Here is an 11,670-nt window from a genome sequence, read left to right as displayed (position 1 = left end):
GACTCGATGATCGTGAATGGACTAGTCCAGACTGAGGTCTCGGACACCACACGTGCCCCATACCCGTTGCCGGTCCGTGCTGCCGGGAGGCCCCGAAATGCTGCCAGAGACGCCACCGGAGACATCGCCGGAGACATCCCCCGAGACTCCGCCGGAGACCGCGCCGGAGACCGGGGCGACGGCTCCGCCCGATGCCCCGGAGCGGCGCCCCGCCGAGCGGGTCGCCCTGCGCGGCGATCTGCGTGCCGCGATACCCGACGCGAGCGCGGCGATCGTCGTCACGGCCGCCGTCTTCGTGTTCTTCTGGGTCCGTATGGAGTCCGGTACCGGGGACACCGTCGCGATCATGCCGTTCATGAGCGACCCCCGCGAGTACTGGATGTACCTGCTCAGCCAGGCGTTCGGCTGGTCGGGCCTGCTGTGGGCGTGGGGCACGGTCATGTTCGGCCTGCTGCTGTCCGGGCCCGGCACCTCCCGGCTGCCCGTCTCCCACCAGCGGCTGGAACGCTGGCACCGCACCACGAGCCTCACCACGATGGCCCTGATGTTCGCGCACGCCCTGATGTTCGCGGCCGAACTCGTGCGCTACGAGGACCAGTTGGGCTGGGCCGGACGCCTGTGGGCGGGCTTTGCCGACTCCTTCGTACCGGGCTGGTACGACTCCGGGACCGGCCGCACCGCCATCCCCATCGGCCAGGGCGCCCTGTATCTCGCGATCCCGCTGGGCCTGTTGTTCTACGTCCGCCACCGCATCGGCGCCGCGACCTGGCGCCGGCTGCACCGCTTCGTGATCGTCGTCTATGTGCTGAGCGTCTGGCACACCCTGCTGTACGGCACGAATGTCTGGTACGGCTCCTGGCCGCGCACCGCGCTGTGGCTGCTGCAACTCCCCATCGCCGTCCTGCTGCTGATCCGGCTGCTGAGCCCGGCCAGACGCGCCGAACGGCTGGGCGCACCGCGCCGGGGCGGCTCCCTGCCGGGCTGGGCGCTGCGGGCCGCCGGGCGGATCGCCGCCGCGGCCGTCGTGATCGGCCTGATCGTCGTCGTGGTCTCCGGGCGCGACGGCGGCCGGGAACGCCCCGCCGAGCCCCCGGCGGCCAGCCCGCACGCCCACGAGACGGAGTGAACGCGCCGGGGGCCTTGGGGCGTGGGCCCTCGGGGGCGTGGGGGCGTGGGGGCGTGAGGCTCCGGAGGACGTGACCCTCCGGGAGACGTGACGCTCCGGGGGCCCGGGGCCGTCCGGCGCCTGGAGGCCCTCTGGGACCCGGGCCGGTCGGATGAGAGGATGACCGGCGACCAGGCGACAGCGGTCCGAGGAAGCCGGTGCGAATCCGGCGCGGTCCCGCCACTGTGATCGATGAGCGCACCCCGGCCGGTTACCGGGCGGGGCGCTCCGAGAGCCAGACACTCACGCTGTCGCCTCCTCGACGGACCACCGGGGCGGACCTCCCCGGAGAGAGGGAGGGCGTGGCGTGCCCACCACACCGACCCCACAGCCGCCCAGCCGCGGGGAGATCCCGGCGGCGGCCGTATCGCCGCCGTGCTGCGGCGGAGGAACCTCGGAGACCACCGCCGTATCCCGGCGGTCCCTTGGCGGGGAGGCGTCGGAGGCCGCCGTGCCCCGGCGGTTTGTCGGTGGGGAGGTGTCGGAGGTCGCTGTGTCCCGGCCGCCCCTTGGCGGGGAGGCGTCGGAAGGCACCGTGTCCCGGCCGTCCCCCGCCAGGGAAGTACCGGAGGCCGCCGCGTCCCGACCGTCTCCCGGTGGGGAGGTGCCGGAGGCCGCCGCATCCCAGCCGTCCCCCGGCGGGGCAACCCCGGATGCCGCCGCCCCCAAGACCGCCGCCCCGGCGGCCCCGTGCCGGATCGTCGTCTGCCGGGACTGCTGCTGCGGCAGCCCCAAGGTGACCGGAGTCGATCACGCCGCCCAGGCCGCCCGTCTGCGTACCGGGGCCCCCGTCCGTGTCTCCACCTGTCTCGACGTCTGCGACCAGGCCAATGTCGTGGTCGTCCAGCCGTCGGCGGCGGGCCGGGCGGCGGGCGGCAGGCCGGTGTGGCTGGGGCTGGTCAACGACCCCGGCGCGACCGAGGACATCCTCACCTGGGTCAGGGCGGGCGGCCCCGGCCTCGCGCCCCCGCCGGAGATCCTCGGCCTGTACGCGTTCACACCACCCCGGCGCCGCCCGGCGGCCCTGCGGGAGGGGTCGTGACCGCCGACCCGCCCCGGGTGGCCGCCGAGGCGCTCGCCGCGTCGCCCCGCGTGACCGCCAGGGCGCCCGTCGAGCGGCCCCGCGTGACTGCCGAGGTGCTTGTCGAGCGGCCCCGGGTGACCGTCGAGGTGCCCGTCGAGCCCCCGCTCGTCACCGCCAAGGCGCCCGCCGCCGAAGTCGCCGCCGCCCTGGACGCCGTATCCGCGCTCGGCGGCTTCTTCGTGCTCCCCGTCGGAGGTCCCGAACAGGGCTGGCATCGCGTCACCGACTCCTACGCGCGGGGCTTCACCGACCTCGCCCGGTCCGTCGCCGCCCGCCACCGCACCCACGAGGCGCGCATCGGCGTCTCCATCGCCCACCTCGGACACGCCGCCCGGCTGTGGTCGCCCGCGCTGGCGTGCACGCTGCTGCACGGCATCGTCCCGGACCTGACGGCCGTCCAACGCGCCGACGACGGCCCGGCCCTGCGGCTGCCGCGCCCCTCCGGCTGGTACGCCGACCGGCTGCCCGACCCCGCCGGCGCACTCGGCGAGCAGGTGCAGGGCCACCTGCGGGCCTTCGCCGCCGGACTCCGCGTCAAGGTCGCCCCCCGCTTGCTGGACGGCAACGCCGCCTCCGCCCTGGCCGAGGCGGCGCGCGCCCTGCTGGCCGCCCACCCCGACCGGCGCGACCGGCTCACCGCCCTCACCGGCGACCTCCTCACCCGGGGACGACTCGCGGGCACCGGCCACTTCACCGGCCCCGACCTGGCCTTCCGCCGCCGCAGTTGCTGCCTCTACTACCGCACCCCGGCGGGCGCGAAATGCGGCGACTGCTGCCTGGCGGCGGACTGACCCGGGCGGCGGCCCCCGGCCGAGCAAGGTTCCTCAGTGCCTGCTCGCCGAGTGGGCCCGCCCGCACGGCCCGTGCCGGGACCGGACCGGCGTACACACCCCGTCGGCCCCGCCCGCACATGATGAACGCGCAACAATGCGCCGCCCCGACCACCCCGGCCCGCAACCAGGGCCCTGAGCAGCGCAAACCGTCACGCACAATCGGCGGCATGCCCCATGTGCTGCTGATCGAGGATGACGTCTCCGTCGCAACCAGCCGTAGCACCACCGGCCGTCCGGCCCGCCGCGTGCCGGCGCTCAGCCGACCGGCCGGGTGTCCGCGTCGACCTCCACGACACAGTGCCGCAGCTCATAGCTGCCGATGCCGTCGATGAAACCGATCGTGGGCGGCGCCGCCATCCGAACCCCCGGCAGGGCGAACAGCCGGCTGAGGAAGACATCCGTCTCCAGGAGCGCGATGTGCAGCCCCGGGCATTTGTGGGGACCGTCACCGAAGGACAGCCCCGGCGCCCCGGCCCCGTCCGCCATGTCCCGGCCGGGGCGCAGGCAGCGCGGCCGGGACCCCACGGTCCGTTCATCGACGTTGGTGTGGTCGAGAAGGATGTCGATCTGCTCCCCGGCCGGTACGGTCACCGGCTCACCCCCGGCACCGGGCAGATCGAGCGGCGCGGTGGTCCGGCGGCTCAGCCTGCCCACGACCGGTTCGAGACGCAGGATCTCGCCCAGGACCGCCAGCCGCTCCGGCTCGTCCGCCGCCCGGTAGCGCGCCAGCAACTCGGCCTCGGAGAACAGATGCCACGCCGCCGCGCTGATGAACTCACGGGTCGTGACCATGCCCGCCGCCGCGAACGTGAGGCACTCCCCGAGGATCTCACCGGACGAACAGCCCTCGTCGATCAGGTGGGAGATGAGATCGTCCCTGCGGGCCCGCCGCCGGGCCCGCACGGCCGGGCGTACGTCGCCGAGGTACACCCGTAACCAGTTGGTGTTCAGCCGCGCCATCCAGTAGACACCGTGCAGGCTGGTCAGCCCCGGCCTGCCGAACCGCTCCGGGAAGAAGCTCTCCAGCCGCTTCTTGATGCCGGGCCTGCTGTCCGTCAGACCGATCACCGCGCACGCCACCTCGATGGCGAGATCGAAACTCAGCTCGGACAGCCGGGCCCGCCCGTCGGCCCGCAGCCGGTCCAGCCGCGCCTCCGCGACCCGGACCATCACCTCGCGGTAGTGCTCGTCCACGCGCCGCGGGGTGAAGAACCGCGCGGTCTGCCGACGGTGCTCCCGGTGCTCGGGCCCGTCCCGGTAGAGCACCGGCCGACGGATGCTCGGCGGCAGCTTCTCCACGGTCTCGATACCGAGCCCGGCCTGGACGGTCGCCGTACTGCGCAGCACGGCACGCGCCTCGTCGTACCCGCGCACTTCCCAGACCCCGTCATCGCCCCGCACGACGGGACACCCGGCCGCCGCCCCGCCGCGCTCGATCCGCCGGAACCCGTACCCCTTGCCCCCGCCGGGCTCGCTGTCCCCATCGGACTCGCCGAACTCGCCGCCCACGAGCGGCACCTCCCTCGCGCCGAAGACGCTGCCGAGTATCTGCCGGGGGGTTCCTTCCCGCCCGGGAGTCCGGGGAAGCGAGCGAACCCGGCCAGTCGCCGCCACCACCCGGCGGGCGCCGAGAGCCCGACCGGCGCGGCACCCGACCCGGGACCAAAGGCCGACACCGCCCCCTGGAGACCGGCGGCCTGTCGGTCACACCATCCCTCACAGCCCCCTCAGCCGGACCGGACGCACACCGCCAGCTCGATGAGATACCGCCTGGTCACCCGGCCGCCGTACCGGCCGTCGATCAGCCCGGCGACACACCCCAGCAGCCCGTCCCGCGCGGCCCGGGCAGCGCCCGGTGACCGGAGTAGGTCCGCAGCAGGTCCAGATACTCCGCGGTGGTGTACGTGATCTCCCGCTCATGGCGGCGGAACTCGACCGGCCCGAACCGCCCGCCGCGCGCGACCTCCTCCGCATGGTCCGAGCCGTCGAACCCGTCGGCCCCCGCGGGCCGCAGCCCCGGCGGAGTGGCCGGGTCGAACCGCTCGTAACAGCGCTGCACCTCGACGAAGAACTCCTCGCTGCCGCCCCGCACATGCTGGGTCCGTACGACGGCCAGCGCCCCGCCCGGACGCAGCGCGTCGGCGGCCTTGGCGACCCGTACCGCCGGGTCGATCCAGTGGAACGAGGTCGCCGCGAGCACCACGTCGAACGGCTCCCGTGGCAACGGCCACTCCTCGAACCCCGCCGTCACCACCTCCACCCCCGCCGCACCCGCCAGCCAGCGCCGGGCGACGGCCGCCATCCGCGCCCCCGCCTCCACGGCCGTGATCCGGCACCCGCGCTCCGCGAGCGGCACCGTCGCCTGACCGGTACCGCACCCGACCTCCAGCACCCGGCAGCCGTCCCCGGTCCCCGCGAGTTCGGCGAGATCGTCGTACAGCCCGGCCGGATAGCCGGGCCTGGCCCGGTCGTACAGCTCCGCGTCCTCGTCGAAGGTCCGGCTCAGCCCCACCCGTCGGGACTCCGCGGGCCGGTCGTCGCGTGGGGCACCCGTGAGATCGTCGCGCATACGGGCCACGCTACGGGCCGAGCCCGCCCCTGAGCACCCTCGCGCGCGTCCGATGGGTTCACACCAGCGCGGCGATCGCCTCGCCGACCGGGGTGTCGCCCGTGGTGAGTTCCACGATCGCCCGGTTCAGCAGGGGCTCGTGCAGCGCCGCCGCGATGAAGGCGGCCACGTCGTCACGGGGTACGTCCCCGTACTCGACGGCCGGTCCGGCGGTGACCAGGCCGGTGCCCGGGGTGTCGACAAGCGTGCCGGGGCGGACGATGAGCCAGTCCAGGCCGGTGCGGGTGAGCCGGACATCGGCGGACTTCTTGACCTTGATGTAGTGCTCGAAGCCGTCGTTGCGCGGCCCGTCGCGCAGGGCGTCGGGAAACACCGACACGAGCACGAACCGCCGCACCCCCGCCAGCTCGGTGGCCTCCACGGCCTTCTCCAGCCCCTTGCCGTCGATCAGCGTGGTCTGTTCCCTGCCGGTGCCGTGCGCCCCGGCGGAGAAGACGACGGCGTCCTGCCCGGCGAGCTTCGCCGCGAGGTCCTCCACCGGGTCCCGGACGAGGTCCCCGGGGACCGGTGTGGCACCGGCCGCACGGATCGGACCGGCCTGCGCGGGCGCCCGGTGCATCCCGGTCACCTCATCGCGCCGCGCCGCGAGCAGCGCCGCCAGCCTGCGCCCGACACCTCCGGCGGCACCGATCTGGAAGACCTTCATGAACATCGCCTCTCCACGGGGTCGAACGGCGTCCGGCGTGGCCGGGCTCCCGGAGCCCGCACACCCCATGGCGCCCGGACCGCCACCGTAACCCCGCCCCCCGTCCTCCGGCTTCCGCGCCGCCGTCCGGTTCCGCGGCCTCCCCACCACCGGCCGGTGCGTCCGGTTCTCCAGCCCGGAGCCGTACCGCGTCACCGATGGTCTCCTCGCCGAGGGATGGATCGGCTGGGACATGGAAACGCTGATGCGCCAGCTCGACGGCTCGGGGAATCGCCCGCGCCGGAAGCCTGAGGCCCGTATGCCTGGGGCGAGGCCCGACAGGTGTGTGCCCCGTCGCGGGCAGCGTCCGGTGCCGCGCGCGGGGCGGGGTCCGGTGGTGCGGCGGCGGCGCCGAGCGCGGGGGCTGCTTCCGCACGCCGGTACCCGCCGGGATGACCTGGCCGGAGACTTGATGACAGCTGTGCCCGCCCGTGCCCGAAGGAGCTTCATGCTGTCCCAAGACCCGCCGGTACTCGCCTGTCCTTTCGACTTCAGCGACGCGCTGGACTTCGATCCCGCACTGGCCGAGCTGGCGAGCAACGGCCCGGTGAGCCGGATCCGGCTGCCGTACGGGGAGACCGGGGCCTGGCTGGTGACCAGCTTCGCCGGGGTGCGCCAAGTGACGTGCGACGCCCGCTTCAGCCGGGCGGCGATCGTGGGACGGGACTATCCGAGGATGACCCCGGAGCCCATCGTCTCGCCGGAGTCGGTCAATGTGGCCGACCCGCCGCAGGCGACCCGGCTGCGGCAGGCGGCGGCGGTGGCGTTCACCCGCGACCGGGTGGCCGCGATGCGCCCGGCCGTGGACCGCGCGGTGGCCGATCTGCTCACCGACATGGCCGCTTCAGGACCGCCCGCCGACCTGGTGACCCGGCTCGCGGTGCCACTGCCCCATCTGACGATCTGTGAACTGCTGGCCGTCCCCGAGGCCGACCGCGACGAACTGCGCGACCACACCATGCGCCTGCTGTCCACGGCCCCCGACGCCCGCCAGGGCGCGACCAAGGCGCAGTTGCGCTCCTACTTCGCCGAACTCGTCCTGCTCCGGCGCCGCGCACCCGGCCCGGACCTGCTCAGCGCCATGATCGCCGCCGCCGTACCCGACGGCCAGGAACCGCTGAGCGACGACGAACTCGCGGTGCTGGCCGTCACCCTGATCCTCAGCGGCAACGACACGGCCACCTGCCAGATCAGCAACATCGCCTACCTGCTGCTGACCCGCCAGGAGGAGCGCGCCGCACTCGCGCGCGAGCCCGCCCGCGTCCCCGCCGCGCTGGAGGAACTGCTGAGGTACATCCCCTTCCGCAAGGGCGTGGGCATTCCCCGCGTCGCGCTGGAGGACACGGAGGTCGAGGGCACCCTCATCCGCGCCGGTGACTACGTCCATGTCTCCTACCTGGCCGCCAACCGCGACCCGGCCGTCTTCCCCGACCCGCACGCCCTCGACCTGGACCGGCCCACCCACCCCCATATGACCTTCGGCTGGGGCGGCCACCACTGCGTCGCCGCTCCGCTGGCCCGCGCGGAACTCGACGCCGCGATCACCGGCCTGCTCACCCGCTTCCCCGGCCTGCGCCTGGCCATCGCCCCGGAGGACGTCCGCTGGGACACGGAGACCATCCGCCGCTTCCCACTGACCCTGCCGGTGACGTGGTGACGACGTACGTCGTGACGTGGTGACAGGTTGACCGGCGGGGGTGGGATCAGGCCGAGGAGCCGCACACCCCCACCGGCACCCGCTCACCGACGGCCCTGATCACGGCGGCCACCGACTCCGGATCCCACACGCCGTACAGCTCGATCAACCGGACGGAGTCGGCGAACTCGGCCGCGACCGCCGCCCCCGCACCCGCCTCCGGCACGGCGACGAAGGCCGAGGCGCCCGCATTGCGCAGGAACCGGTCCGTGCCGGGGTCGGCGCCCGGCTGGATGTACAGAAACAGCTCCCGCTGGGCCTCGCCCGCGAGGGCGCGCTGTTTGAACCGGGCGACATCGACGAGGGACTCGAACCCGAAGAGCACGGTACGCACCCGCGCCCGGCCGCGCACGGCGGCCTCCACCTCGGCCGTCCACAGATATCCGGTGGCACCGCACAGCTCGATCGTGGTCACCCCCCGGTCCGCGTACTCGGCCGCCAAGGCCGCCGCGGCGGCGGGGGTGGCGGCCGTGAGAATGTGCGTGGCCGCGCCGTCCGGTCCGGTACGCACCGGATCCGGACCGGGTGCCCCGGGGTCACCCGGCTCCTCCGCCCGGAAGATGATCGCCCTGTCACCGGCCATGATGGCTTCCTCTCCACGCTGTGGCTCTCTCCGGGCCATCTTCTCCCCGAGGGACCCGCTCGCAGTGGTCGCACGCGGCCGGTCGGCTGGACAGCGTCGGCCTCACCCGCCGCCCCCGGCCCTGCCCGGCGCCGCCGCCGGATGGAGGCGCGCGTACAGGGGTGTGCATTCGAAGGGGTACTCCACGCAGTCCGCTCCGGCGAAGCACCGCGCGGCATGGCGGCGCATCCGGGGGCCGTAGGTGTGATGGCGGATCAGATCGCTGTAGCCGCCGCGCTCGCCCGTGTCCAGCAGACCGGCGGTGTCGGCCAGGTACACGTCGAAGCCCGGGTACATCAGCCCCAGGTAGGGCAGGTCGCCCAGATCGAGGGCCAGTACCGGGTACTCCCCCTCGTCGTCGGGCTCGGTGACGGCGAGGATGCGGCGGGAGTCGGACCCGCCGGGCAGCAGGAAGCACTCGGGCAGGTGCCCGGCCAGCCAGGCGAACTCCTTGCTCCACCCCTCGCCCATCTCATCGTCGACGACCTGATCGATCGGCCGCGGCGCGAACTCACCGTCGGCGGTGAACCACTTGTGCCGCTCCAGCAGGCTGATGTCGAACGCCAGCCAGGCCCGCAGACTCGGCGGCAGCGGCCGTCCCGACGGGAACACCGCCCGGGCGAGCACGTCGGCGGGCAGGGGCCTGGCCGTACCGCCCTCCACCCAGGGGATGTTCACATACGGCAGCAGATACGGCAGCGCGCTCGCCTCGGGTTCGCGGCGCACGGCCTCGATGACCCGTCGGGTCAGCGGCACTCCGTGCATGGGATGCACCTTTTCGTTCGTCGGCCGTGAGGGGACTCGGCCGGAGATGACGACACCCAAAATGCTAGAGGCGGCCACTGACAACGCCCCGCCGTCGGGCCCGCCTTCGACCATGGCCTGATCCGTACGGGCGGACGAGCGGACGGCACCCCCGAACATCACTAAACTTTTGGTGACAAGCTCCGTCGAACAGTGGACCTGTGAGGTACTCGCGAACCATGGCGACTGAAACATTGGAGTTCCAGGTAGAGGCGCGTCAGCTGCTCCATCTGATGATCCACTCGATCTACTCGAACAAGGATGTCTTCCTGCGAGAGCTGGTCTCCAACGCGTCCGACGCGCTGGACAAGCTGCGTCTCGCCGCCCTGCGCGACGACACGCTCGGCGCCGATGTCTCCGACCTGCACATCGAGATCGACATCGACAGGGAAGCCCGTACGCTCACCGTGCGGGACAACGGCATCGGGATGTCGTACGACGAGGTCTCCCGGCTGATCGGCACCATCGCCAACTCGGGCACGGCCGCGTTCCTGAAGGAACTGCGGGAGGCGAAGGACGGCGCCGGGGCGGACGGGCTGATCGGCCAGTTCGGGGTGGGCTTCTACTCCAGCTTCATGGTCGCCGACGAGGTCACCCTGCTCACCCGCCGGGCCGGTGAGACCCAGGGCACCCGCTGGACGTCCCGGGGCGAGGGGACGTACACCCTGGAAGCCGTCGACGAGGCGCCGCAGGGGACCTCCGTCATCCTGCGGGTCAAGCCCGCCGACCCCGAGGACCAGCTGCACGACTTCACCGACCGCTGGAAGGTGAAGGAGACCATCAAGCGCTACTCGGACTTCATCACCTGGCCGGTCCGGCTCCTCCCCGAGCAGGGGGACGGCGAGGACACCCCCGAGCCCGAGACGCTCAACTCGATGAAGGCGCTGTGGGCCCGGCCGCGCAACGAGGTGTCGGACGACGAGTACCACGAGCTGTACAAGCACATCAGCCACGACTGGCGCGACCCCCTGGAGACCGTCCGCCTCCAGGCCGAGGGCACCTTCGAGTACCAGGCGCTGCTGTACATCCCCTCCCACGCCCCGCACGACCTGTTCACCCAGGGCTACCAGCGCGGTGTGCAGCTCTATGTGAAGCGCGTCTTCATCATGGACGACTGCGAGGAACTCCTCCCGCCCTACCTGCGCTTCGTCAAGGGCGTCGTGGACGCGCAGGACCTCTCCCTCAATGTCTCCCGGGAGATCCTCCAGCAGGACCGGCACATCCTGATGATGCAGCGCCGGCTGACGAAGAAGATCCTGTCCACGGTCAAGGACATGAGGGTCTCCGCCCCGGACCGCTACGCCACCTTCTGGCGGGAGTTCGGCGCCGTCCTCAAGGAGGGGCTGATCACCGACCCCGACAACCGTGACGCCCTCCTCGCCGCCTCCTCCTTCGCGAGCACCCACGACGCCGAGGAGCCGACCACCCTCACGGCGTACGCCGAGCGGATGAAGGACGGCCAGGACGACATCTACTACATCACCGGCGACTCCCGGCAGGCCCTGGAGAATTCCCCGCACATGGAGGCCTTCGGCGCCAAGGGCATCGAGGTGCTGCTGCTCACCGACCCCGTGGACGAGGTGTGGGTCGACGCCGTGGGGGAGTACGACGGCAAGAAGCTGCGCTCGATCACCAAGGGCGAGATCGACCTGGGCGCGGACGACGACGAGATCGCCGACACGGAGAAGGAGAAGCGGACCGAGGAGTACGCGGCCCTCCTCGCCTGGATGACCGAGCGGCTCGCCGAGGATGTCAAGGCCGTCCGGCTCTCCTCCCGGCTCACCGTGTCGCCCGCCTGTGTCGTCTCCGACGCCGACGGACTCACCCCCGCCCTGGAGAACATGTACCGGGCGATGGGCCAGGAGGTCCCGAAGACCAAGCGCATCCTCGAACTCAACCCGGGGCACCAACTGGTGAAGGCCCTCAACGAGGCCCACGGCCGGGGCGAGGAGGCCACGGCCCTCACCGAGACCGTCGAACTCCTCTACGGCCTCGCCATCCTCGCCGAGGGCGGCCAGCCGGCCGACCCGGGCCGCTTCGTGAAGCTGGTGGCGGAACGGCTGGAACGCGCGCTGTAGCTGTGTCGTATACACAACGGTCGCTGCCGCCGCGAGTGGGGGGGTATATCTCGGGGGGGGCGGGTTCAATAACA

9 protein-coding genes, 1 pseudogene and 1 riboswitch are annotated in these 11,670 nt (G+C 72.8%); of the genes and pseudogenes, 5 read left to right on the top strand and 5 right to left on the bottom strand.

The window, feature by feature from the left end; genetic code table 11:
• The first annotated feature begins 97 nt into the window (after positions 1-97).
• The 3 genes from ACFXAZ_RS29940 to ACFXAZ_RS29930 all read left to right on the top strand — a co-directional run bounded on the left by ACFXAZ_RS29940 (position 98) and on the right by ACFXAZ_RS29930 (position 3,040).
• The gene (locus ACFXAZ_RS29940) at positions 98-1,126 is read left to right on the top strand and encodes a ferric reductase-like transmembrane domain-containing protein (RefSeq protein ID WP_384597503.1); all 1,029 of its coding nucleotides are present in this window, start codon (positions 98-100) and stop codon (positions 1,124-1,126) included.
• 187 nt (positions 1,127-1,313) lie between these two features.
• Positions 1,314-1,410: riboswitch (cobalamin riboswitch) on the top strand.
• Between the two features lie 290 nt (positions 1,411-1,700).
• Positions 1,701-2,207 carry a (2Fe-2S) ferredoxin domain-containing protein gene (locus ACFXAZ_RS29935; RefSeq protein ID WP_384597501.1) on the top strand — a complete coding sequence of 169 codons (507 nt, stop codon included), beginning with the start codon at positions 1,701-1,703 and terminating at the stop codon, positions 2,205-2,207.
• Positions 2,208-2,335: 128 nt separating this feature from the next.
• Positions 2,336-3,040 carry a (2Fe-2S)-binding protein gene (locus ACFXAZ_RS29930; RefSeq protein WP_384597536.1) on the top strand — a complete coding sequence of 235 codons (705 nt, stop codon included), beginning with the start codon at positions 2,336-2,338 and terminating at the stop codon, positions 3,038-3,040.
• A gap of 297 nt (positions 3,041-3,337) precedes the next feature.
• Here the strand turns inward: ACFXAZ_RS29930 and ACFXAZ_RS29925 are convergent, their stop codons facing one another.
• From ACFXAZ_RS29925 to ACFXAZ_RS29915, 3 genes and pseudogenes are all read right to left on the bottom strand, one after another.
• On the bottom strand, positions 3,338-4,519 hold the full coding sequence (locus ACFXAZ_RS29925; protein ID WP_384597534.1) for a cytochrome P450: 1,182 nt from the start codon (positions 4,517-4,519) through the stop codon (positions 3,338-3,340).
• A 290-nt stretch (positions 4,520-4,809) separates the two neighbouring features.
• A pseudogene (locus ACFXAZ_RS29920) lies at positions 4,810-5,651 on the bottom strand (class I SAM-dependent methyltransferase).
• A gap of 58 nt (positions 5,652-5,709) precedes the next feature.
• A complete protein-coding gene (locus ACFXAZ_RS29915; RefSeq protein ID WP_384597499.1) occupies positions 5,710-6,363 on the bottom strand; it encodes an NAD(P)-binding oxidoreductase in 654 nt (217 codons plus the stop codon).
• A 481-nt stretch (positions 6,364-6,844) separates the two neighbouring features.
• Here ACFXAZ_RS29915 and ACFXAZ_RS29910 point away from each other — a divergent pair, with 481 nt between their 5' ends.
• On the top strand, positions 6,845-8,053 hold the full coding sequence (locus ACFXAZ_RS29910) for a cytochrome P450 (RefSeq protein WP_384597497.1): 1,209 nt from the start codon (positions 6,845-6,847) through the stop codon (positions 8,051-8,053).
• A 46-nt stretch (positions 8,054-8,099) separates the two neighbouring features.
• Here ACFXAZ_RS29910 and ACFXAZ_RS29905 read toward each other — a convergent pair whose 3' ends face one another.
• Positions 8,100-8,675 (bottom strand): DUF6506 family protein, encoded by a 576-nt coding sequence (locus tag ACFXAZ_RS29905; protein WP_384597495.1) that lies wholly within the window; start codon positions 8,673-8,675, stop codon positions 8,100-8,102.
• A gap of 102 nt (positions 8,676-8,777) precedes the next feature.
• Entirely contained in the window at positions 8,778-9,479 is a 702-nt protein-coding gene (locus ACFXAZ_RS29900) for a hypothetical protein (RefSeq protein ID WP_384597493.1), read from the bottom strand.
• Positions 9,480-9,697: 218 nt separating this feature from the next.
• Between ACFXAZ_RS29900 and htpG the strand changes: the two genes are divergently transcribed.
• Positions 9,698-11,596, top strand: coding sequence for a molecular chaperone HtpG (gene htpG, locus ACFXAZ_RS29895; protein WP_384597491.1), 1,899 nt, complete (start codon positions 9,698-9,700; stop codon positions 11,594-11,596).
• The last annotated feature ends 74 nt before the right edge of the window (positions 11,597-11,670 follow it).

The organism is Streptomyces sp. NPDC059477, from assembly GCF_042749375.1.
GTDB lineage: Bacteria > Actinomycetota > Actinomycetes > Streptomycetales > Streptomycetaceae > Streptomyces.
The sequence above is the reverse complement of the archived record's forward strand: the minus strand, read 5'-3'. Positions and strand labels throughout refer to the sequence as shown.

Excerpts from the sequence above, each read along its gene's own strand:
- ACFXAZ_RS29940 (WP_384597503.1), top strand. The coding sequence starts at position 98 with ATGCTGCCAGAGACGCCACCGGAGACATCGCCGGAGACATCCCCCGAG.
- ACFXAZ_RS29915 (WP_384597499.1), bottom strand. The coding sequence starts at position 6,363 with ATGTTCATGAAGGTCTTCCAGATCGGTGCCGCCGGAGGTGTCGGGCGC.
- ACFXAZ_RS29910 (WP_384597497.1), top strand. The coding sequence starts at position 6,845 with ATGCTGTCCCAAGACCCGCCGGTACTCGCCTGTCCTTTCGACTTCAGC.
- ACFXAZ_RS29905 (WP_384597495.1), bottom strand. The coding sequence starts at position 8,675 with ATGGCCGGTGACAGGGCGATCATCTTCCGGGCGGAGGAGCCGGGTGAC.
- ACFXAZ_RS29900 (WP_384597493.1), bottom strand. The coding sequence starts at position 9,479 with ATGCACGGAGTGCCGCTGACCCGACGGGTCATCGAGGCCGTGCGCCGC.
- htpG (WP_384597491.1), top strand. The coding sequence starts at position 9,698 with ATGGCGACTGAAACATTGGAGTTCCAGGTAGAGGCGCGTCAGCTGCTC.